Origin of the sequence: Serratia sp. BNK-10 (genome assembly GCF_047456065.1) — a bacterium.
Lineage (GTDB): Bacteria > Pseudomonadota > Gammaproteobacteria > Enterobacterales > Enterobacteriaceae > Serratia > Serratia ureilytica.
Map to the genome: position 1 here is coordinate 5,063,673 of NZ_CP179894.1, position 23,078 is coordinate 5,086,750.

Here is a 23,078-nt window from a genome sequence, read left to right on the forward strand (position 1 = left end):
CCCGGACTGACGCGTTTCAGCTCTTAAATTCACATCAACCCTGAGGGGTGGGTGCAACAAATTATTTCCATGTTGTTAAGTGGGTGTTATTTTCCGCGCAAGCAATGAACAGGCTGGATTTTTAGACTGCCGCCTGGTGCGTGTCTTCCCCCCATAGGATGTTCATATGAAAACAACAATTTTTAAGAGCCTCTATTTTCAGGTGCTGACGGCGATCACGCTGGGTATCCTGCTTGGCCACTTCTACCCTGACCTCGGCGCCCAGATGAAACCCTTGGGCGATGGCTTCGTCAAACTGATCAAGATGATTATCGCCCCGGTGATTTTCTGCACCGTGGTGACCGGCATCGCCGGCATGGAAAGCATGAAGGCGGTGGGGCGCACCGGCGCCATCGCGCTGCTGTATTTTGAAATCGTCAGCACCCTCGCGCTGATTATCGGCCTGGTGATCGTCAACCTGGTGCAACCGGGCGCCGGCATGAACGTCGATCCCGGTACGCTGGACGCCAAAGCGGTGGCGATCTACGCCGAGCAGGCGCAGCAGCAGGGCATCATTCCGTTCCTGCTGGACATCATCCCCGGCAGCGTGATCGGCGCGTTCGCCAGCGGCAACATTCTTCAGGTGCTGCTGTTCGCGGTACTGTTCGGCTTCGCCCTGCATCGTCTGGGCGACAAAGGGCAGCTGATCTACAACGTGATCGACAGCTTCTCGCGGGTGATTTTCGGCATCATCAACATGATCATGCGTCTGGCGCCGCTGGGGGCCTTCGGCGCCATGGCGTTTACCATCGGTAAATACGGCGTCGGCACGCTGGTGCAACTCGGCCAGCTGATCGTGTGTTTCTATATCACCTGCATCCTGTTCGTGGTGGTGGTGTTGGGCAGCATCGCCCGCGCCAACGGCTTCAGCATCTTCAAATTCGTCAACTACATCAAAGAAGAGCTGCTGATCGTGCTGGGGACCTCGTCGTCTGAATCCGCGCTGCCGCGCATGCTGGATAAAATGGAGAAGTTGGGCTGCAAGAAATCGGTGGTGGGTCTGGTGATCCCGACCGGATACTCCTTCAACCTGGACGGCACCTCTATCTACCTGACCATGGCCGCGGTGTTTATCGCTCAGGCGACCAACACCCACATGGATATCATGCATCAGATTACCCTGCTGGTGGTGTTGCTGCTCTCCTCCAAAGGGGCGGCGGGCGTGACCGGCAGCGGCTTTATCGTGTTGGCCGCCACCATCTCCGCCGTAGGCCACCTGCCGCTGGCCGGCCTGGCGCTGATCCTCGGCATCGACCGCTTTATGTCGGAAGCCCGCGCGCTGACCAACCTGGTGGGTAATGGCGTGGCGACCGTGGTCGTGGCCAAATGGTGTAATCAGCTGGATGAGAAGCAGCTGAAAGACACCCTTAACAACAAAAACGCCGGCGCGGACAAAACGCTGCCTTCCGCCTGATTTCGGCGGTAAATCACCGGCCGCATCCGCGGCCGGTGAGCTTCTTCCCCTGCCTCGTAACGATTTTTTGCATTAAAAACCCCGCAATCTATTATTTTTCACTCTAATGAGTGACATCCGCAAAGGCGCGCGGTCTAACACGATGGTACACTTTCTGCTTTCCGCCCCACCGTGAAACTCAGGGCGTATTTTTATGATTCCATTGAATGGAATACACGCATTTGCATAAGAAATTGGATAGTCATTAAGTAGGGGTTCACATGCAGGGCACCAGAATTCATCTTATAGTTGGTGGGCTGCTACTGGCGGCAGCCAGTGGCAGCGTGCAGGCTGAAGCACTACAACCCGATCCTGCCTGGCAGCAGGGGGCGCTGGCCAACGGGTTTTCATGGCAGATTCTCGATACGCCGCAGCGGCCGAGCGACCGCGTGGAACTGCGGCTGATCGTCAATACCGGCTCTTTGGTGGAGTCTTCGCAGCAGACCGGCTTTGCCCACCTGCTGCCGCGGCTGGCGTTGACGCGCAGCGAAAGCTTCACGGCGCCGCAGCTGCGGGCGCTGTGGCAGCAGAGCGTAGATAACGAGCGGCCGCTGCCGCCGGCTATCATCTCGTACGATTTCACCATGTATAACCTCAGCTTGCCGAACAACCGGCCCGATCTGCTGAAAGAAGCGCTGGCCTGGCTGGCGGACACGACCGGCAAACTGGCGATCGACGAGCACACGGTGCACGCGGTGATGAATTCCAGCATCAATCCGGTCGGCACTTTCCCACCCAATACCAAAGACGCCTGGTGGCGTTACCGCCTGAAAGGCTCGACGCTGCTGGCGCACGATCCGGCGCAGCCGGCGAAACGGCCGGTCAACCTTGAGCAGTTGAAGAAATTCTATCAGCAGTGGTACACACCGGACGCCATGACGCTGTTCGTGGTCGGCAAGGTTGACAGCCGCAGCCTGGGCGAGCAGATCAACAAGGCTTTCTCGCCGCTGCAGGGCAAACGTGAAACCCCGGCTCCGATGCCGACCCTGACGCCGCTGCCGCCGCAGCCGGTGAGCCTGATCAGCGAGCAGGTGAAGCAGGATACGCTGTCGATCATGTGGGATTCGCCGTGGCATCCGATTCGCGATTCGCAAAGCCTGCTGCGCTACTGGCGTGGCGATCTCGCCCGCGAGGCGTTGTTCTGGCACCTCCAGCAGACGCTGGAAAAAAGCGACCAGAAAAACCTGCATTTGGGCTTTGACTGCCGCGTGCAGTACCAGCGCGGGCAGTGCGCCATCCACCTGGATACGCCGAACAACAATCTGAACGGCAGCCTGGGCTTCATTGCCCGCGAACTGGCCAACGTGCGTGACAACGGCCTGTCGAAAGAGGAATTCGATGCGCTGCTGGCGCAGAAAAACGATCAGCTGAGCAAGCTGTTCGCGACCTACGCCCGTACCGACACCGACGTGCTGATGAGCCAGCGTCTGCGGTCGCAGCAGAGCGGGGTGGTGGATATCGCGCCGGAGCTGTACCAGAAGTTGCGCCAGGAGTTCCTGTCCAGCCTGACGCTGGAGACGCTGAATCAGGCGCTGAAGCTGCAGTTGTCTCAGGACGCGACGTTGGTACTGATGCAGCCGAAGGGCGAGCCGGAAATGAGCATGAAGCAGCTGCAGGATACCTATAACGGCATCATGATGCCGCCGCCGGCGGTGGTGACGGAAGAAGCCAAACCGGCGGACACCGCAGTCGCTTCGCCAGCGACGGACGCCGCTGGCGCGCAGTAATTCGTGGCAGGGGGCTCAGGCCCCCTCAGTTGCGGTACAGCACCTTGATGATATGGTAACCGAACTGGGTTTTGACCGGGCCGTAAGGTTTGAGCAGCGGGATGCTGAACACCGCTTTATCGAACGCAGGCACCATTGCGCCTTTGTTGAATTCGCCCAGCGAGCCGCCGTTGCGTTTTGACGGGCAGCTCGAGTATTTGCGCGCCAGCGTGTCGAAGCTGACGCCACGCTTAAGCTTGGCCAGCAGCTCGTTGGCCAGCTTTTCATTGTCTACCAGAATGTGCAGGGCGCACGCCGTTTTTGCCATGGTATTGCCTTTGTCGATGCGAAAATTGCGCTGATTATACCCGCTAAATCTCATCGGCGCTTTCTGCTACAATTCCCTTCCACGTTTTACAGTCGAGCAAGTCAGCGCCATGCGATTAAACCCCAGCCAACAACAAGCCGTCGAATTCGTTACCGGGCCCTGCCTGGTGTTGGCCGGTGCCGGCTCCGGCAAGACGCGCGTTATCACCAACAAGATAGCCCACCTGATCCACCACTGCGGCTATCAGGCGCGGCACATCGCCGCCGTGACTTTTACCAACAAAGCCGCGCGCGAGATGAAAGAGCGCGTGTCGCAAACCCTGGGACGCAAAGAGGCGCGCGGGCTGATGATTTCCACCTTCCACACTCTGGGGCTGGAAATCATCAAGCGGGAATATGTGGCGCTGGGCATGAAGTCCAACTTCTCGCTGTTCGACGACCAGGATCAGCTGGCGCTGTTGAAAGAGCTGACCGAAAAGTGGCTGGAAAGCGATAAGACGCTGGTGGCGCAGCTGATTTCGACCATCTCCAACTGGAAAAACGACCTGATCGATCCCCAGCGGGCGGCGGAGCTGGCGCGCTCGGAGCGCGACAAGCTGTTCGCCCACTGCTACGGCCTTTACCACGCCCATATGCGGGCGTGCAACGTACTGGACTTCGACGATTTGATCCTGTTGCCGACGCTGCTGCTGCAACGCAACGAAGAGGTGCGCGAACGCTGGCAGCAGCGCATCCGCTATCTGCTGGTGGATGAGTATCAGGATACCAACACCAGCCAATACGAGCTGGTGAAGCTGTTGGTGGGCCATCGCGCGCGCTTTACCGTGGTGGGCGACGACGACCAGTCGATTTACTCCTGGCGCGGCGCGCGGCCGCAGAACCTGGTGCTGCTGAAGGAAGATTTCCCGGCGCTGCAGGTGATCAAGCTGGAGCAAAACTACCGTTCCAGCGAGCGCATTTTAAAGGCGGCCAATATCCTGATCGCCAATAACCCGCACGTGTTTGAAAAAAGGCTGTTTTCCGAGCTGGGGTATGGCGAAGAGCTGAAGGTGGTGACCGCCAACAACGAGGATCACGAAGCCGAGCGCGTGGTGGGGGAACTGATCGCCCACCACTTCGTGAAAAAAACCAACTACGGCGACTATGCGATTCTCTACCGTGGCAACCACCAGTCGCGGGTGTTTGAAAAGATGCTGATGCAGAACCGCATCCCGTACAAGATTTCCGGCGGCACGTCGTTCTTCTCTCGCCCCGAGATCAAGGATCTGCTGGCCTACCTGCGCGTGCTGACCAACCCGGACGACGACAGCGCCTTCCTGCGCATCGTCAATACCCCCAAGCGCGAGATCGGTCCGGCGACGCTGCAGAAGCTCGGCGAATGGGCCAACCAGCGTAACAAGAGTTTATTCCACGCCAGTTTCGATCTGGGGCTGAGCCAGCACTTGACCGGGCGCGGGCTGGAATCGCTCCAGCGCTTCACCCACTGGCTGGGCGGCATCGCCCAACAGGCGGAGCGTGAGCCGGTGGCGGCGGTGCGCGATCTGATCCGCGGCGTGGATTATGAAAGCTGGCTGTTTGAAACCTCGACCAGCCCGAAGGCCGCCGAAATGCGGATGAAAAACGTCAATACGCTGTTCGGTTGGATGACGGAGATGCTGGAAGGCAACGATTTGGACGAGCCGATGACGCTGACCCAGGTCGTGACGCGTTTCACCCTGCGCGACATGATGGAGCGCGGTGAAAGCGAAGAGGAGCTGGATCAGGTGCAGCTGATGACGCTGCACGCTTCCAAAGGGTTGGAGTTCCCCTACGTGTTCCTGGTGGGCATGGAAGAAGGGCTGCTGCCGCACCAGAGCAGCATCGACGAAGACAATGTCGATGAAGAGCGGCGTCTGGCCTATGTGGGGATCACCCGCGCGCAAAAAGAGCTGATCTTCACCCTGTGCCGCGAACGCCGTCAGTACGGTGAGTTGGTGCGGCCGGAGCCGAGCCGATTCCTGCTGGAGCTGCCGCAGGACGATTTGGCGTGGGAAACCGAGCGCAAAGTGGTGAGCCCGCAGGAGCGGATGCAGAAGGGGCAGAGCCATCTGGCCAATATCCGCGCCCAGCTGGCCAAGGCCAAAGGCGGGAATTAAAAAGAAAGGGCGCTCATCGCGCCCATGCTATTTCAACGTTGTTCTTCCAATCGCAGCGTCCAGTGGACGTAGCTCTGCCAGTGGCTTTCCTGCTCCAGCGCCTCGGCGCGCAGCGGATGCTGCTCCAGCCAACCCGGCGGCAAGATCACCGTCAGTTCATCGTCCTGATTGGCGCGTAAACGCACCGCCGGCAGCGTGTCGTCGCGGCGGCGGCTGGCGAAGATGATCGCCAGGCGCAAAATACGGCACAGACGCTGCGCGGTGCGCGGCGGCAGGGCGTTTTGCTGGTTCAACAGCGACAGGTCGAGGGTGTTGCTCTGGTTTTGCAGCAGGGTGGCCAGCAGTTTTTTCTGCGCGGGGGTAAAGCCGGGTAAGTCCAGATGGCGGATCAGGTAGGCGGCGTGTTGCGGCGCCTGCTTGAAATCGACGCTGAGGCCGAGTTCGTGGATCAGGCTGGCGCTGTGCAACAGCTCGCGACATCGCGCATCCAACTGCCACTCGTTGGCGACCTGCTGCGAGAAGTTGGCGGCGAGCTGGCTGACGCGCTCGGCCTGCTCGGTGTCGATCAGGTAGCGACGCTGCAGGTTGCGGATGGTGCGGATGCGAATATCCTGCTCCACCGGCAGATGCAGCATGCCGTAAACCAGGCCTTCGCGCAGCGCCCCGCCGGCCAGCATCATGCTTTCGATGCCCAGCTCCTGGAAGATGGCCAGCAGAATGGACAGGCCGCTCGGGAAGACCAGCGCGCGTTCCAGCGTCAACCCTTCGATCTCCAGCTCTTCCAGCTTGCCGCACTGAATGGCCCGCTGTTTCAATTGGCGCAGCTTGGGCAGGGTGATGCGTTCATCCATGCCTTGCGCCACCATGATTTCCTGCAGCGCTTGTACGGTGCCGGAAGCGCCGACGCAGATTTGCCAACCGTGCTGGCGCAGCTGCGGCGCGATCGGCCGCACCATTTCGCGCGCGGCCTGTTCGGCGCGCTCGAAGTTTTCTTTCCCGAGGTTGCGATCGCTGAAGTAGCGCTCCAGCCAGGTGACGCAGCCCATCGACAGGCTGTACAGCTGCGATGCCTGTGCGCCGGTGCCGGTGACCAGTTCGGTGCTGCCGCCGCCGATATCGACGACCAGCCGCCGATCCGGCCCGCCGGTGGTGTGCGCGACGCCATGATAAATCAGCCGCGCTTCTTCTTCGCCGCTGATGACCTGCACCGGGCAGCCGAGGATTTGCTCGGCGGCTTGCAGGAACTCATCGGCGTTGGACGCCAGGCGCAACGTGGCGGTGGCGACGACGCGGATCTGCTCGCGCGGGATGTCCTGCAGGCGTTCGGAGAACAGCCGCAGGCACTGCCAGCCGCGTTGCATGGCCTCATGCGACAGGTGATTGTGCTGATCCAGCCCGGCCGCCAGGCGCACCTTGCGCTTTATCCGCGCCAGAGTCTGAATGCTGCCGGCCACCTCGCGCACCACCAACATATGGAAGCTGTTGGAGCCGAGATCGATGGCAGCATAAAGCGTGCTGGAGCTGAGCATGGCGATCAGCTCGAGCGTTTACGGTTGCTGCGCGGCGCGCCGCCGCGACGTGGCGCGGAGTTGCGACGTGGGCCGTTGCCGCCGCGCGGACGCGACAGGCGCTTCGGCGCCGGCAGATCGGTCAGCAGCGCATCGCTGTTGTACTTGCTCACCGGAATGCTGTGATCGATATAGGTCTCGATCGCCGGCAGGTTGAGCGCGTACTCTTCACAAGCCAGGCTGATGGAGTGGCCGCTGGCGCCTGCTCGGCCGGTACGACCGATGCGGTGCACGTAGTCTTCGCAGTCGTCAGGCAGATCGTAGTTGAAGACGTGCGTGACGGCGGGAATGTGCAGACCGCGCGCGGCGACGTCGGTGGCGACCAGGATATCCAGATTGCCCTTGGTGAAGTCGTCGAGGATGCGCAGGCGTTTTTTCTGCGCCACGTCGCCGGTCAGCAGGCCGACGCGGTGACCGTCGGCGGCCAGGTGGCCCCAGATGTCTTCGCAGCGGTGCTTGGTGTTGGCGAAGATGATGGCGCGATCCGGCCACTCTTCTTCGATCAGCGTCTGCAGCAGACGCATTTTTTCTTCGTTGGACGGGTAGAACAGCTCTTCTTTAATGCGGTGGCCGGTTTTCTGTTCCGGTTCCACTTCAACATATTCGGCGTTGTTCATCTGCTCGAAGGCCAGTTCGCGTACGCGATAGGACAGCGTGGCGGAGAACAGCATGTTCAGGCGTTGATCGGCCGCAGGCATGCGGCGGAACAGCCAGCGGATGTCTTTGATAAAGCCGAGATCGTACATGCGATCGGCTTCATCCAGCACGACAACCTGCATCGCGCCGAGATCGACATAGTTCTGCTTGGTGTAATCGATTAAACGGCCGGTGGTGCCAATCAGAATGTCCACGCCGCTTTCCAGCACTTTCAGCTGTTTGTCGTAGCCGTCGCCGCCGTAGGCCAGGCCCAGCTTCAGGCCGGTGCTCTGGGAGAGGGCTTCCGCATCGGAGTGGATTTGCACCGCCAGTTCACGCGTAGGCGCCATGATCAAGGCGCGCGGCTGATTGGTCTGGCGATCCTGTTTCGCCGGGTGGGTCAGCAAATAGTGAAAAGTAGACGCCAAAAACGCCAGCGTCTTTCCGGTACCGGTTTGCGCCTGACCTGCAACGTCACGCCCGGAGAGCGTGAGCGGCAATGCTAACGCCTGGATGGGCGTGCAATTGTGAAACCCTTTTTTCTCAAGGGCTTCAAGGACTAACGGGTGCAGGGCGAAGTCGGAAAACTTCTGTTCGGTCAAGTGTGTTTTGCTCATAGTGTGGTAGAATATCAGCTAACTATTGCTTTACGAAAGCACATCCGTTGAAATAAACGCGGTGCAATAAAATCACCTTGAGTTGGTTAATGCTACACCAACAAGGTAGACATAATCCTGTGGAGTAGAACATGAGCGATAAAATTATTCACCTGACTGACAGCAGCTTCGAAGCTGACGTGCTGAAAGCGGAAGGGCCGATCCTGGTCGATTTCTGGGCTGAATGGTGTGGGCCGTGCAAGATGATTGCTCCGATTCTGGATGAGATTGCCGAAGAGTTCGAAGGCAAACTGACCATCACCAAGCTGAATATCGATCAGAACCCGGCTACCGCGCCTAAGTACGGTATCCGTGGCATCCCTACGCTGTTGCTGTTCAAGAATGGTGAAGTGGCCGCGACCAAGGTTGGCGCGTTGTCCAAAGGTCAGCTCAAAGATTTCCTGAACGCGAATCTGTAATCGGGCGGGAAGCCCAGTATCAGGCGCCTGGCGGTGATGTTCAATTCACCGCTAGACGCCTGCCAAGAAGCGTGTTAAGTTTAACCACACTGCATATAGAACTTGCCCGAAGTTTTAAATCTAAAGAGTTTGAATCTAAAGCTATACTCTGTGTCGAACCACCGGCGTTGAAAGTAAACTGAACTCAACCCGTGTTTTGGCAATCAAACGGTTTTGCAAAAATCATTTTTAAGGTACCTTCGATCTTCAACCGTCAATGCGTGCGCCCGATGTAAGCCATTTCTTACCGCGACGGCTCTGCGCCCGGTGATCGAACGTCCAGTAAACAGGCACGCATCTCGCTGCCATACCATTCACGATACAAGTTCGAGACATACCCCGAGTTTAAGAACCCACCACTATGAATCTTACCGAATTAAAGAATACGCCGGTTTCTGAGCTGATTACTCTCGGCGAAAATATGGGGCTGGAAAACCTTGCCCGCATGCGCAAGCAGGACATCATCTTCTCCATTCTGAAGCAACATGCGAAAAGCGGAGAAGATATCTTCGGCGACGGCGTGCTCGAGATATTGCAGGATGGATTCGGTTTCCTCCGCTCTGGAGACAGTTCCTACCTCGCCGGTCCCGACGACATCTACGTATCCCCTAGCCAAATCCGCCGCTTCAACCTCCGCACAGGTGACACCATTTCCGGTAAGATTCGTCCGCCAAAAGAAGGCGAGCGCTATTTTGCCCTGCTGAAAGTCAACGAAGTCAACTACGACAAGCCGGAAAACGCCCGCAGCAAGATCCTGTTCGAGAACTTGACGCCGCTGCACGCCAATTCCCGTCTGCGGATGGAGCGCGGCAACGGCTCGACCGAAGACTTGACGGCGCGCGTACTGGATCTGGCGGCGCCAATTGGCCGCGGCCAGCGTGGCCTGATCGTGGCACCGCCGAAAGCCGGTAAAACCATGCTGCTGCAGAACATCGCGCAGAGCATCGCCTACAATCACCCAGACTGCGTGCTGATGGTGCTGCTGATCGACGAACGTCCGGAAGAAGTGACCGAGATGCAGCGCCTGGTGAAAGGCGAAGTGATCGCATCGACCTTCGACGAGCCGGCTTCGCGTCACGTACAAGTGGCCGAAATGGTGATCGAGAAGGCCAAGCGCCTGGTTGAGCACAAGAAAGACGTGATCATTCTGCTCGACTCCATCACCCGTCTGGCGCGCGCCTACAACACCGTGGTGCCGGCCTCGGGCAAGGTGCTGACCGGTGGTGTGGACGCCAACGCCCTGCATCGTCCGAAGCGCTTCTTCGGTGCGGCGCGTAACGTGGAAGAGGGCGGCAGCCTGACCATCATCGCGACCGCGCTGGTTGATACCGGTTCGAAGATGGACGAAGTGATCTACGAAGAATTTAAAGGTACCGGCAACATGGAATTGCACTTGGCGCGTAAAATCGCCGAGAAACGCGTATTCCCGGCTATCGACTACAACCGCTCCGGTACCCGTAAAGAAGAGCTGCTCACCACCTCTGAAGAGCTGCAAAAAATGTGGATCCTGCGCAAAATCATTCATCCGATGGGTGAAATCGACGCGATGGAGTTCCTCATTAATAAGTTGGCGATGACTAAAACCAACGATGAATTCTTCGATATGATGAAACGCTCATAATTCGTTAAAAAATTCGCTGAACGCCACGCCTAGTCGTGGCGTTTTTCGCTTTTGGCGGATACGATAAGTAGCAGTAATGGAAAAGTAAGTTGTTTCCTCGACTTATTGAGAATTCATCTTGTTTGTCGGTCGGTTTCGCGCCGGTCGGCTTTGCTGCTGTCATTTTGTCAGTCGATGCGAAGAAAATAGGCATGAATCACCGTTGTCATAGGAAATGACCGAAAGGTAGCGGGGGCCGATGGCACAAGCCTTAGCCCGTGGTAAGCTGCCTTATCTTCTACAGAGATCTGTTAACTGTGAACTTACTCACTATGAGTACTGAAATTCTATTTGTTTTCCTGTTTTCTTTGGCTTTTCTCTTTGTTGCCCGCAAGGCGGCAAAACGTATTGGTCTGGTAGATAAACCCAATTATCGCAAACGCCATCAGGGGCTGATTCCTCTGGTCGGCGGTATTTCCGTTTATGCCGGGTTGTGCTTCGCGTTTTGGATCTCTGAACAACCCATCGCACACGCCAAGCTTTATCTCACCTGCGCCGGTATTTTGGTGTTTGTGGGGGCGCTCGACGATCGTTTCGATATCAGCGTTAAAATTCGCGCCCTGGTGCAGGCGCTGGTCGGCATCGCCATGATGGTGTTTGCCGGTCTGTATCTGCGCAGCTTCGGCCATGTGCTGGGTGACTGGGAGATGCTGCTGGGGCCGTTCGGCTATCTGGTGACGCTGTTCGCGGTATGGGCGGCGATCAACGCTTTCAATATGGTCGACGGCATCGATGGTCTGCTGGGCGGTTTGTCGTGCGTCTCCTTCGGGGCGCTGGGCCTGCTGCTGTACCTGAGCGGCCATCATGAGCTGGCGTTCTGGTGCTTTGCGATGATCGCCACTATCGTTCCCTATATTTTGCTCAATCTCGGCATCCTCGGCCGCCGTTATAAGGTGTTTATGGGGGATGCCGGCAGCACCCTGATCGGCTTTACCGCCATTTGGCTGCTGCTGCAAAGTTCACAGGGAAAGGCGCACTCGATCAACCCGGTGACCGCGCTGTGGATCATCGCTATTCCGCTGATGGACATGATAGCAATCATGTATCGTCGTTTACGCAAGGGGATGAGCCCCTTCTCTCCCGATCGTCAACATATTCACCACCTGATCATGCGCGCCGGCTTTACGCCGCGGCAGGCTTTCGTGCTGATCACCCTGGCGGCCGCGTTGCTGGCGGCGGTGGGCGTGATCGGCGAACGCCTGACTTTTATCCCTGAGTGGGTTATGTTGGCATTATTCTTGCTTGCCTTCTTCCTGTACGGTTACTGCATCAAGCGCGCCTGGCGGGTTGCGCGATACATTAAGCGTATCAAGCGCCGGCTGCGGCGTTCGGGCGATAACAAGCAAGTACCTTAACCAGAGACCAGAGGCTTTTTGGCTGTGATGAATCCAGAAACAACGTCTGACAAGCATACCCCGGCGGTGGATAACGAACTCGATATCCGCGGCCTGTGCTGCACCCTGTGGCGCGGCAAACCGTGGATTATCGGCATTGCGGTGCTGTTCGCGGCGGTCGCGCTGATCGTTTCTTACCTGGTTAAGCAAGAGTGGAGCGCCACCGCGATCACCGACAGGCCGACGGTGAATGCGCTGGGCGGTTATTACTCCCAGCAGCAGTTCCTGCGCAATCTGGATGTGCGCACGCTGCCGGCGGCGGCGGCCGGCGATCAGCCGAGCATCGCGGATGAAGCGTACAATGAATTCATCATGCAGCTGGCGGCTTACGACACGCGTCGCGATTTCTGGCTGCAGAGCGATTACTACAAACAGCGTCAGGAAGGGGATGCCCGTGCCGATGCGGCATTGCTCGACGAACTGATCAATAACATCCTGTTCACGCCGCGCGACGACAAAAAAGTCCCGAACGACGGCGTGAAGCTGACGGCGGAAACCGCCGCGGACGCCAACCGCCTGCTGCGCCAATACGTGGCCTTCGCCAGCCACCGCGCAGCCCTGCACCTGAACGAAGAGATCCAGGGCGCGTGGGCCGCTCGCACCACCTCGATGAAGGCGCAGGTCAAGCGTCAGGAAGCGGTCGCGGAGTCGGTTTACAAGCGCGAGCTGAACACCACGCAACAGGCGTTGAAAATTGCCGAGAGCCAGGGGATCAGCCGTACGCAAACCGACACTCCGGCCGAACAGTTGCCGGATTCGGATCTGTTCTTGCTGGGCCGGCCAATGCTGCAGGCGCGTCTGGAAGGCCTGCAGGCCTCCGGCCCGACCTACGATCTGGATTACGATCAGAACCGCGCAATGCTGGCGACGCTGAACGTTGGCCCGACGTTGGATGAGAAGTTCCAGACCTATCGCTATTTGCGCACGCCGGAAGAGCCGGTAAAACGCGACAGCCCACGCCGGGTCTTCTGGCTGATTTTGTGGGGCGCGATGGGCGCGTTGGTTGGCGCCGGTGTGGCCTTGGCGCGTCGGCCGCGTAGTTAAAAAAATAATATAATAATCTGATGCAGGGCGCGTGAGCGCCCCATTCGCAGGCGGGGCCTGCGATTAACCGACCAAAAGAGATTCGCTGTGAAAGTGTTGACTGTTTTCGGCACCAGACCTGAAGCCATTAAAATGGCGCCGCTGGTACATGCACTGGCCCAGGATGTGGCCTTTGAAGCAAGAGTCTGCGTAACGGCACAGCATCGTGAGATGTTGGATCAGGTATTGCGGTTGTTCGAGATCACGCCGGATTACGACCTGAACATCATGAAACCCGGCCAGGGGCTAACGGAAATCACCTGTCGCATCCTGGAAGGGCTGAAAGGGGTGCTGGAAGACTTCAAACCGGACGTGGTGCTGGTGCACGGCGATACCACCACCACGCTGGCGACCAGTCTGGCGGCGTTCTATCAACGCATCCCCGTTGGGCATGTCGAAGCCGGGCTGCGTACCGGCAATCTGTATTCTCCCTGGCCGGAAGAGGCCAACCGCAAACTGACCGGCCATCTGGCGATGTACCACTTCGCGCCGACCGAGAACTCGCGCCAAAATCTGCTGCGCGAGCTGCTGCCGGACAACCACATTTTCGTGACCGGCAATACGGTGATCGACGCGTTGTTCTGGGTGCGCGATCGCGTGATGAGCGATGCTGCGCTGCGCGCCAGCCTGGCGCAGCGTTACCCGTTCCTCGATGCCGACAAAAAACTGATTCTGGTCACCGGCCATCGCCGGGAAAGCTTTGGCGGCGGTTTTGAGCGGATTTGCAGCGCGCTGGCGGAGATCGCCCGCAGCCACCCGGAAGTGCAGGTGGTGTACCCGGTGCATCTTAATCCGAATGTCAGCGAGCCGGTGAATCGCATTTTGAAAGGCATCGACAACGTCATGCTGATCGAGCCGCAGGATTATTTGCCGTTTGTCTATCTGATGACCCACGCTTACATGATCCTCACCGACTCCGGCGGCATTCAGGAAGAGGCGCCCTCGTTAGGCAAGCCGGTGCTGGTGATGCGCGACACCACCGAGCGCCCGGAGGCGGTAGATGCGGGCACGGTGCGCCTGGTCGGCACCGATGTGGCCAAAATTGTTGAAGCGGTGACCCGGCTGTTGACGGACGAAAGCGAATATCACGCGATGAGCCGGGCGCACAACCCATACGGCGACGGGCATGCCTGTCAGCGTATCCTCGAAGCTTTAAAGAATCATCAGGTGACACTATGAGTTTTGACACTATTTCGGTTATCGGCCTGGGTTATATCGGCTTGCCAACGGCGGCGGCGTTTGCTTCCCGCAAGAAAAAAGTGGTGGGCGTAGATGTTAACCAACATGCGGTAGATACCATTAATCGCGGTGCTATCCACATCGTCGAACCGGATCTGGATAAAGTGGTCAAGGATGCCGTCGACGGCGGTTTCCTGCAGGCGGTGACCAAACCGCTGGCGGCCGATGCGTTCCTGATCGCGGTGCCTACGCCGTTCAAGGGCGACCATGAGCCGGATCTGGCCTATGTCGAGGCGGCGGCGAAATCGCTGGCGCCGGTGCTGAAAAAAGGCGATCTGGTGATCCTTGAGTCCACCTCGCCGGTAGGCGCCACTGAACAGATGGCGGAATGGTTGGCGCAGGCGCGCAGCGATCTCAGCTTCCCGCAACAAGCGGGCGAAGCGGCGGACGTGAATATCGCCTATTGCCCGGAGCGCGTGTTGCCGGGGCAGGTGATGGTGGAGCTGATTCAAAACGATCGCGTGATCGGCGGCATGACGCCGAAGTGCTCGGCGCGCGCCAGCGAGCTGTACAAGATTTTCCTCGAGGGGGAATGCGTGGTCACCAACTCACGCACTGCCGAGATGTGCAAGCTGACGGAAAACAGCTTCCGCGATGTAAACATCGCCTTTGCTAACGAACTGTCGCTGATTTGCGCCGAACAGGGGATCAACGTCTGGGAACTGATTCGCCTGGCGAACCGTCACCCGCGGGTGAACATTCTGCAGCCTGGCCCAGGCGTCGGCGGCCACTGCATCGCCGTCGATCCGTGGTTTATCGTGGCGCAGAACCCGCAGCAGGCGCGCTTGATCCATACCGCACGTCTGGTGAACGACGGCAAACCGTTGTGGGTGGTCGACCGTGTGAAAGCGGCGGTGGCCGATTGCCTGGCAGCCACCGACAAGCGGGCGTCAGAGGTGAAAATCGCCTGCTTCGGTCTGGCCTTCAAGCCGAATATCGACGATCTGCGCGAAAGCCCGGCGGTAGAAGTGGCCCACCTGATCGCCGAATGGCACGTCGGTGAAACGCTGGCGGTGGAACCGAACGTCGAACAGTTGCCGACTTCGCTGGCGGGCCATGTGACGTTGACGCCAATTGCGGAGGCGTTGCAGCAGGCCGATGTGATCGTGATGTTGGTCGATCATCAGCAGTTCAAGGCCATCCGGCCGGAAGAGATTAAGCAAAGCTGGGTGGTGGATACCAAGGGAGTTTGGCGTTGAAGCGTATCTTAGTCACCGGCGGCGCCGGATTTATCGGCTCTGCGGTCGTGCGGCATATCATCGAGGCCACCGGCGACAGCGTGGTGGTAGTGGATAAGCTGACCTATGCCGGTAACCTGGAGTCGCTGGCGGTAGTGGCCGACAGCGATCGTTATGCCTTCGAGCAGATCGACATTTGCGATCGCGCCGGGTTGGATCGGGTGTTTGCCCGTTATCAACCGGACGTGGTGATGCACCTGGCGGCGGAAAGTCACGTCGATCGCTCTATCGACGGCCCGGCGGCGTTTATCGAGACCAATGTGGTCGGCACTTACACCCTGCTGGAAGCGGCGCGCCATTACTGGCAGCCGTTGGCGGCGGAGAAGAAGCAGGCTTTCCGCTTCCATCATATCTCCACCGACGAAGTGTACGGCGATCTGCACGGCACTGACGATTTGTTCACCGAAACCACGCCCTATGCGCCGAGCAGCCCGTATTCCGCCTCCAAGGCGTCGAGCGATCATCTGGTGCGCGCCTGGCTGCGCACCTATGGTTTGCCGACCCTCGTCACCAACTGTTCGAACAACTACGGCCCTTATCACTTCCCGGAGAAGCTGATCCCGCTGGTTATCCTGAATGCCGTCGCCGGTAAACCGCTGCCGGTATACGGCAACGGCGCGCAGGTGCGCGACTGGCTGTATGTCGAGGATCACGCGCGCGCGCTCTATCAGGTGGTGACCGAAGGCGTGGTGGGCGAAACTTACAATATCGGTGGCCATAACGAGCGCAAGAATATCGAAGTGGTGCAGACCATCTGTGACCTGCTGGAAGAACTGGCGCCGAACAAACCGCAGGGCGTGACGCACTACCGCGATCTGATCACTTACGTTAAGGATCGCCCGGGCCACGACATGCGTTACGCCATCGACGCCGGCAAGATCGACCGTGAGCTGGGCTGGCGCCCGCAGGAAACGTTCGAAAGCGGCATTCGCAAAACCGTGGTTTGGTACCTGAATAACGAAGTCTGGTGGCGCCGGGTGCAAGACGGTTCTTATGCCGGCGAGCGTTTGGGGCTGTCCGATTGAATGTCACGCCGTGCGGCCTGTGCGCGGTGCGGCGGATTTGGGAGCAAGTATGAAAGGTATTGTGCTGGCAGGGGGTTCCGGGACGCGTCTGCATCCAATTACCCGCGGCGTATCGAAGCAGCTGTTGCCGATTTACGATAAACCGATGATCTATTACCCGCTGTCGGTGCTGATGCTGGCGGGGATCAAAGACATTCTGATTATCTCCACGCCGGAAGATCTGCCTTCTTTCAAGCGTTTGTTGGGCAGCGGCGAAGCGTTTGGCATCAATCTCAGCTATGCCGAGCAGCCTAGCCCCGATGGCCTGGCTCAGGCATTTCTGATTGGCGAAGAATTCTTGGCCGGCGAGCCGAGCTGCCTGGTGTTGGGCGATAATATTTACTTTGGCCAGGGATTCAGTCCCAAGCTGAGAAGCGTTGCGGCGCGCACCGCCGGCGCCACGGTATTTGGCTATCAGGTGATGGATCCCGAGCGTTTTGGCGTAGTGGAATTCGATGACCGCTATCGGGCATTATCGATCGAAGAAAAACCGGTTAAACCGAAGTCTAACTGGGCGGTGACCGGGTTGTATTTCTATGATGCTCAGGTTGTGGAGTTCGCCAAGCAGATCAAACCGTCACCTCGGGGTGAGCTGGAGATCACCAGCATCAACCAGATGTATCTGGAGCGCGGAGAACTGACCGTCGAGCTGCTGGGGCGCGGTTTTGCCTGGCTGGATACCGGCACTCACGACAGCCTGCTGGAAGCCAGCAGTTTCGTGCAGACGGTCGAGAAACGTCAGGGCTTTAAAATCGCCTGTCTTGAAGAGATCGCCTGGCGCAATGGCTGGCTGGATGATGAGGGCGTGAAACGCGCGGCTCAGACGCTGGCCAAAACAGGTTACGGCAAATACTTACTGGATTTATTGCATGCGCGTCCACGCCAGTATTGAACCGCTGAATTGGGAGAGCGACTTCTTCCAATTGAAAAGCGCCAAGTTACATTTCGACGACTCTGCGGCCCCCGTCAGCCACGCTGATTTGGATGCTTATGCGTTGGTGCAGGCTAAAATCCCCGCTTACCGATTGGAGTGGGCCGATGCGCTGTCGGCGCTGGGCTTCCGGCTGGTCGAAGGCGAAGTGGACCTGGCAGTGAACATTGCAACTGGACGGGAGACGGTCGATACCGCTGCGGCCGGGGTGCGGATGGCCGTACCCGAGGACATCCCGTCGTTGCGGGCTGCCGCCGGTGACGTGTTCGCCGCCAGCCGATTTCGCGCACCGTGGTACGATCGCGCCGATAGCGGGCGATTCTATGCGGCCTGGATCGAAAAAGCGGTGCTGGGCACCTTTGATCATCAATGCTTGCTGGTATTGGACAACCAGGGGCAACCCGAAGGATTTGTCAGCCTGCGTGACATTGGCGACCAGGAAATGCGTATCGGCTTGCTGGCGGCCTATCCCGGCGCATCAGGCCGGGGCATTGGCTCCAGACTGATGGCGGCGGCGCTGGCCGAATGCCGGCGGCAGGGGATGCAGCGCCTGCGGGTCGCGACCCAGGTAGGCAATATCGCCGCATTAAGACTCTATCAACGACAGGGTGCCGTGATTGAAAGCACCGCGTATTGGTTATACAGAGGTAGACATGATTCCATTTAACGCTCCACCGGTTGTTGGCACTGAACTGGAATATATGCAGGCTGCGATGAGCAGCGGCAAGTTGTGCGGCGACGGCGGTTTTACCCGTCGCTGCCAACAGTGGATGGAACAGCATTTCGGCAGCGCGAAAGTGCTGTTGACGCCTTCCTGCACCGCGTCGTTGGAAATGGCCGCCATCCTGCTGGATATTCAGCCGGGCGACGAAGTGATCATGCCGAGCTTTACCTTCGTTTCAACCGCCAACGCCTTTGTGCTGCGCGGCGCCAAAGTGGTATTCGTCGATCTGCGTCCGGACACCATGAACATCGACGAAACCAAAATCGAAGCGGCGATTACCGATAAAACCCGCGCGATCGTGCCGGTACACTACGCCGGCGTCGCCTGCGAGATGGATACCATCATGGCGCTGGCGAAGAAATATAACCTGTTCGTGGTGGAAGACGCCGCGCAGGGCGTGATGTCGACCTACAAAGGCAAGGCATTGGGCACCATCGGCCATATCGGCTGCTTCAGCTTCCATGAAACCAAAAACTATACCGCCGGCGGCGAAGGCGGCGCGACGCTGGTGAACGATCCGGCCCTGATCGATCGGGCGGAAGTCATCCGCGAGAAAGGCACCAACCGCAGCCAGTTCTTCCGTGGCCAGGTCGACAAATATACCTGGCGCGACATCGGTTCCAGCTACTTGATGTCTGACCTGCAGGCCGCCTACCTGTGGGGGCAACTGGAAGTGGCGGAGCGCATCAATCAGCGCCGCCTGTCGCTGTGGCAGAAGTACTACGACAGTTTCCTGCCGTTAGCGCAGGCCGGCCGTATCGAGCTGCCGACTGTGCCGGCGGACTGCGAGCACAATGCGCACATGTTCTATATCAAGCTGCGCGATATCGAAGAGCGCACCGCATTTATCGACTATTTGAAAGAAGCCGAGATCATGACGGTGTTTCACTATATCCCGCTGCATGCGTGCCCGGCCGGCGAACAGTTTGGCCGCTTTGCCGGTGAAGATCGCTATACCAGCCAGGAAAGTGCGCGTCTGGTGCGTTTGCCGCTGTTCTACAATCTGTCCGATGCCAATCAACGTACGGTTATCAATAGCATACTGAGCTTCTTCGCCTGATATGTCGTTGGCAAAAGCGTCGATATGGACCGCCGGCTCCACGCTGATCAAAATTGGCGTGGGGCTATTGGTGGTGAAACTGCTGGCGGTGGCGTTTGGCCCCAGCGGCGTGGGGCAGGCGGGTAACTTTCGCCAGTTGATCACCGTGCTGGGCGTGCTGTCTGGCGCGGGCATTTTTAACGGCATCACCAAGTACGTGGCGGAGTACCACCAGGACTCGCAGCGTCTGCGTCTGGCGGTCGGCACCGCGTCGAGCATCGTGCTGGGCTTTTCGACCTTGCTGGCGCTGGTGTTTTTGTTCGCCGCCGAGCCGATCAGCATCGGGCTGTTCGGGCATGCCGATTACGTCGGCGTGGTGCGCGCCGTCGCCTTCATTCAGATGGGCATCGCCTACGCCAACCTGTTCATGGCGGTGCTGAAAGGCTATCGCGACGCGATGGGCAACGCGCTGGCGGTGATCGGCGGCAGCCTGATCGGCGTGGTGGCTTATTATCTGTGCTTCAAGCTGGGCGGCTATGAAGGCGCGCTGGCAGGGCTGGCGTTGGTGCCGGCGTTGGTGGTGCTGCCGGCCGGGCTGATGCTGTGGCGGCGCAAAACGTTGCCGCTGCGCTACCTGGCTCCGCGCTGGGACAAAGGGGTGGCCGGCAATCTCGGCAAATTCACCCTCATGGCGTTGATCACCTCGGTGACGCTGCCGGTGGCTTACGTGATGATGCGTAACCTGTTGGCCGCGCATTACGGTTGGGATGAAGTGGGGATCTGGCAAGGCGTCAGCAGCATTTCCGATGCCTATCTGCAGTTTATCACCGCCTCGTTTACCGTCTATCTGCTGCCGACGCTGTCGCGGTTGACGGACAAGGGCGCTATCTCGCGGGAGATCGTGCGCTCGCTGAAATTCGTGCTGCCGGCGGTAGCGGCGGCGAGCTTTACGGTGTGGTTGCTGCGTGATTTCGCCATCTGGCTGCTGTTCTCGGACAAGTTCGTCGCCATGCGCGATCTGTTTGCCTGGCAGCTGGTGGGCGACGTGCTGAAAGTCGGGGCCTATGTGTTCGGCTATCTGGTGATCGCCAAAGCGTCGCTGCGCTTTTATATCCTGACGGAAGTCAGCCAGTTTCTGCTGCTGACGCTGTTCTCGCACTGGCTGATCCCGCTGCGCGGCGCGCTGGGGGCGGCTCAGGCCTATATGGCAACCTACATCGTGTATTTCGCGCTCTGTAGCTGCGTGTTTCTTATTTATCGTAGACGAGTATGACCACACTGATTCACGTTCTGGGATCCGATATCCCGCATCATAACCAGACTGTGCTGCGCTTCTTCAACGACGTGCTGGCGCCGCGTTTGCCGGCTGAGCAGACGCGGCATTTTATGGTGGCGGCCAAGGATGTGGCGGCACTGGGGGATTTCCCCGCCCTGAACATTGAGCCTTACGCCGACAAGAAGAGCCTGGCGGCGGCGGTGATCGCCCGCGCCCAGGCCGATCGCGATGCGCGCTTCTTCCTGCACGGTCAGTTTAACCCGGGGCTGTGGCTGGCGCTGCTGAGCGGCAAGATCAAGGCGCATCAGGTCAGTTGGCATATTTGGGGCGCCGATCTGTACGAAGACGCCACCAGCTGGAAATTTCGGCTGTTTTACCTGCTGCGCCGCATTGCTCAGGGGCGAGTGGGGAACGTGTTCGCCACCCGCGGCGACGTGATCCACTATCAGCAGCGCCATGCGCGGGTGCCGGCCTCGTTGTTGTACTTCCCGACGCGGATGGATCCGGCGCTGACCGACGTTCACGTCGAGAAAAATCTGGCCGGGCCGATGACGATTCTGGTGGGCAACTCCGGCGATCGCAGCAACCGGCATATCGAAGCGCTGCAGGCGATACATCAGCAGTTCGGCGCCGACGTGCGCGTGATCCTGCCGATGGGCTATCCGGCCAATAACGACGCCTACATTGAGCAGGTGCGCGCCGCCGGGTTGCCGCTGTTCGGCGAGAAAAACCTGCAGCTGCTCACGCAGCAGGTGGCGTTTGAGGACTACCTCAACATCCTGCGCGCCTGCGATCTGGGTTATTTCATTTTCAATCGCCAGCAGGGAATAGGCACCCTGTGTCTGCTGATTCAGTTTGGCGTGCCTTTCGTGCTCAGCCGGCAGAACCCGTTCTGGCAGGATTTGGCGGAACAGCACCTGCCGGTGCTGTTCTACGGCGACTCGCTCGACGAGGCGGTGGTGCGCGAAGCGCAGCGTCAGCTGGCGGCGGTGGACAAGCAGACGATCGCCTTCTTTAATCCGAACTATGTCGATGGCTGGCAGCAAGCCCTGGCGCTGGCGGCGGGAGAGCACTCATGACGTTGGCGCAATTCGGCGGTCTGTTCGTCGTCTACCTGGTCAGCCTGACGTTTATTCTGACGCTGACCTACCAGGAGTTTCGGCGCGTGCGCTTTAACTTCAACGTCTTCTTCTCGCTGCTGTATTTGCTGACGTTTTATTTCGGCTTCCCGCTGACCTGCCTGCTGGTGTTTCAGTTTGACGTCGAGGTGGTGCCGGTGGAGTTTCTGCTGTACGCCTTGCTGTCGGCGACGGCGTTTTACGCCATCTATTACGTCACCTACAAGACCCGGCTGCGCAAGCGCCGCTCTCAGTCGCGCGCGGCGCTGTTCACCATGAACCGGGTGGAAACCCATATGACCTGGGTGCTGCTGGCGCTGGTGGCGATCGGGACCGTGGGTATCTTCTTCATGCAGAACGGCTTTCTGCTGTTCAAGCTCAATTCCTACAGCCAGATCTTCTCCAGCGACGTGTCCGGCGTGGCGCTCAAACGGTTCTTCTACTTCTTCATTCCGGCGATGCTGGTGGTCTATTTCCTGCGGCAGGATCTGCGCGCCTGGTTCTTGTTCCTGGTGGCGACGGTGGCGTTCGGCATTTTGACCTACGTGATCGTCGGCGGCACCCGCGCCAATATCATCATCGCCTTCGCGCTGTTCCTGTTTATCGGCATCGTGCGCGGCTGGATCACGCTGTGGATGTTGGCGGCGGCCGGCATATTCGGCGTGGTCGGCATGTTCTGGCTGGCGTTGAAGCGCTACAGCCTGGACGTCAGCGGCGCGGAAGCGTTTTATACCTTCCTCTATCTGACCCGAGACACCTTCTCGCCGTGGGAAAATCTGGCGTTGCTGCTGCAAAATTACGACAAGATCGATTTCCAGGGCCTGGCGCCGATCTTGCGTGATTTCTACGTCTTTATCCCAACGTGGCTATGGCCGGGCCGGCCGGACGTGGTGCTGAACTCGGCCAACTATTTCACCTGGGAAGTGCTGAACAACCACTCCGGGCTGGCGATATCCCCGACGCTGATCGGTTCGCTGGTGGTGATGGGCGGCGCGCTGTTCATCCCGCTCGGCGCGATTCTGGTGGGCATGATCATCAAGTGGTTCGACTGGCTGTATGAGTTGGGCAAAACCGAACCGAACCGCTATAAGGCGGCTATCCTGCAAGGATTCTGCTTCGGCGCGGTGTTCAACATGATCGTGTTGGCGCGCGAAGGGGTGGACTCATTCGTTTCGCGCGTGGTGTTCTTCTGCATTATTTTCGGCGCCTGTCTGGTGCTGGCGAAGTTGCTGTATTGGCTGTTCGATACCGCCGGGCTCATCAAGGCCAGAGTGACGCGCGCCCGCGCGCTGGCCTCTTCCCCACGGGCGGACGGTCTTTTGTAAGGGTAATGA

Annotated in this window: 19 protein-coding genes; 16 read left to right on the plus strand and 3 right to left on the minus strand. The window is 58.9% G+C overall.

Going from position 1 to position 23,078, the window contains the following annotated elements; genetic code table 11:
• The first annotated feature begins 166 nt into the window (after positions 1 to 166).
• Together ACMGG9_RS24250 and ACMGG9_RS24255 are read left to right on the plus strand one after the other, a co-directional pair.
• Positions 167 to 1,453, plus strand: coding sequence for a dicarboxylate/amino acid:cation symporter (locus ACMGG9_RS24250; RefSeq protein ID WP_047025966.1), 1,287 nt, complete (start codon positions 167 to 169; stop codon positions 1,451 to 1,453).
• 260 nt (positions 1,454 to 1,713) lie between these two features.
• Positions 1,714 to 3,219: a M16 family metallopeptidase gene (locus ACMGG9_RS24255; protein ID WP_108680033.1), complete on the plus strand. Its 1,506-nt coding sequence runs from the start codon at positions 1,714 to 1,716 to the stop codon at positions 3,217 to 3,219.
• A 25-nt stretch (positions 3,220 to 3,244) separates the two neighbouring features.
• Here ACMGG9_RS24255 and ppiC read toward each other — a convergent pair whose 3' ends face one another.
• The gene (gene ppiC, locus ACMGG9_RS24260) at positions 3,245 to 3,526 is read right to left on the minus strand and encodes a peptidylprolyl isomerase PpiC (RefSeq protein WP_004934175.1); all 282 of its coding nucleotides are present in this window, start codon (positions 3,524 to 3,526) and stop codon (positions 3,245 to 3,247) included.
• 109 nt (positions 3,527 to 3,635) lie between these two features.
• On the opposite strand from ppiC, the gene rep reads away from it, so the two are divergent.
• Entirely contained in the window at positions 3,636 to 5,660 is a 2,025-nt protein-coding gene (rep, locus tag ACMGG9_RS24265) for a DNA helicase Rep (protein ID WP_033645047.1), read from the plus strand.
• A 32-nt stretch (positions 5,661 to 5,692) separates the two neighbouring features.
• Here rep and ppx read toward each other — a convergent pair whose 3' ends face one another.
• Complete coding sequence (gene ppx, locus ACMGG9_RS24270) at positions 5,693 to 7,189, minus strand: exopolyphosphatase (RefSeq protein ID WP_033652440.1); 1,497 nt, start codon at positions 7,187 to 7,189, stop codon at positions 5,693 to 5,695.
• A 5-nt stretch (positions 7,190 to 7,194) separates the two neighbouring features.
• On the minus strand, positions 7,195 to 8,481 hold the full coding sequence (gene rhlB, locus ACMGG9_RS24275) for an ATP-dependent RNA helicase RhlB (protein ID WP_033645045.1): 1,287 nt from the start codon (positions 8,479 to 8,481) through the stop codon (positions 7,195 to 7,197).
• Positions 8,482 to 8,612: 131 nt separating this feature from the next.
• Here rhlB and trxA point away from each other — a divergent pair, with 131 nt between their 5' ends.
• The 13 genes from trxA (at position 8,613) to wzyE (ending at position 23,069) form a co-directional block, all read left to right on the plus strand.
• Complete coding sequence (gene trxA / locus ACMGG9_RS24280; protein WP_004934187.1) at positions 8,613 to 8,939, plus strand: thioredoxin TrxA; 327 nt, start codon at positions 8,613 to 8,615, stop codon at positions 8,937 to 8,939.
• Between the two features lie 400 nt (positions 8,940 to 9,339).
• On the plus strand, positions 9,340 to 10,599 hold the full coding sequence (rho, locus tag ACMGG9_RS24285) for a transcription termination factor Rho (RefSeq protein ID WP_004934188.1): 1,260 nt from the start codon (positions 9,340 to 9,342) through the stop codon (positions 10,597 to 10,599).
• A 296-nt stretch (positions 10,600 to 10,895) separates the two neighbouring features.
• Positions 10,896 to 11,993: a UDP-N-acetylglucosamine--undecaprenyl-phosphate N-acetylglucosaminephosphotransferase gene (gene wecA / locus ACMGG9_RS24290; RefSeq protein WP_025160399.1), complete on the plus strand. Its 1,098-nt coding sequence runs from the start codon at positions 10,896 to 10,898 to the stop codon at positions 11,991 to 11,993.
• A gap of 27 nt (positions 11,994 to 12,020) precedes the next feature.
• The gene (gene wzzE, locus ACMGG9_RS24295; protein WP_033652438.1) at positions 12,021 to 13,076 is read left to right on the plus strand and encodes an ECA polysaccharide chain length modulation protein; all 1,056 of its coding nucleotides are present in this window, start codon (positions 12,021 to 12,023) and stop codon (positions 13,074 to 13,076) included.
• 87 nt (positions 13,077 to 13,163) lie between these two features.
• Positions 13,164 to 14,294, plus strand: coding sequence for a non-hydrolyzing UDP-N-acetylglucosamine 2-epimerase (gene wecB, locus ACMGG9_RS24300; protein ID WP_414161784.1), 1,131 nt, complete (start codon positions 13,164 to 13,166; stop codon positions 14,292 to 14,294).
• Positions 14,291 to 15,553, plus strand: coding sequence for a UDP-N-acetyl-D-mannosamine dehydrogenase (wecC, locus tag ACMGG9_RS24305; protein WP_033652436.1), 1,263 nt, complete (start codon positions 14,291 to 14,293; stop codon positions 15,551 to 15,553). Before wecB ends, wecC begins: the two co-directional genes overlap by 4 nt.
• Entirely contained in the window at positions 15,550 to 16,617 is a 1,068-nt protein-coding gene (gene rffG / locus ACMGG9_RS24310) for a dTDP-glucose 4,6-dehydratase (RefSeq protein WP_414161785.1), read from the plus strand. Before wecC ends, rffG begins: the two co-directional genes overlap by 4 nt.
• 49 nt (positions 16,618 to 16,666) lie before the next feature.
• Entirely contained in the window at positions 16,667 to 17,548 is an 882-nt protein-coding gene (gene rfbA / locus ACMGG9_RS24315) for a glucose-1-phosphate thymidylyltransferase RfbA (protein ID WP_042783441.1), read from the plus strand.
• Positions 17,526 to 18,254, plus strand: coding sequence for a dTDP-4-amino-4,6-dideoxy-D-galactose acyltransferase (gene rffC, locus ACMGG9_RS24320; RefSeq protein WP_042783442.1), 729 nt, complete (start codon positions 17,526 to 17,528; stop codon positions 18,252 to 18,254). Before rfbA ends, rffC begins: the two co-directional genes overlap by 23 nt.
• On the plus strand, positions 18,241 to 19,371 hold the full coding sequence (rffA, locus tag ACMGG9_RS24325) for a dTDP-4-amino-4,6-dideoxygalactose transaminase (RefSeq protein ID WP_033652432.1): 1,131 nt from the start codon (positions 18,241 to 18,243) through the stop codon (positions 19,369 to 19,371). Before rffC ends, rffA begins: the two co-directional genes overlap by 14 nt.
• A 1-nt stretch (position 19,372) precedes the next feature.
• Positions 19,373 to 20,623, plus strand: coding sequence for a lipid III flippase WzxE (gene wzxE, locus ACMGG9_RS24330; RefSeq protein ID WP_033645036.1), 1,251 nt, complete (start codon positions 19,373 to 19,375; stop codon positions 20,621 to 20,623).
• Complete coding sequence (locus ACMGG9_RS24335; RefSeq protein ID WP_033645035.1) at positions 20,620 to 21,705, plus strand: TDP-N-acetylfucosamine:lipid II N-acetylfucosaminyltransferase; 1,086 nt, start codon at positions 20,620 to 20,622, stop codon at positions 21,703 to 21,705. The genes wzxE and ACMGG9_RS24335 overlap by 4 nt, the downstream gene beginning before the upstream one ends.
• A complete protein-coding gene (gene wzyE, locus ACMGG9_RS24340) occupies positions 21,702 to 23,069 on the plus strand; it encodes an ECA oligosaccharide polymerase (protein WP_414161786.1) in 1,368 nt (455 codons plus the stop codon). Before ACMGG9_RS24335 ends, wzyE begins: the two co-directional genes overlap by 4 nt.
• The last annotated feature ends 9 nt before the right edge of the window (positions 23,070 to 23,078 follow it).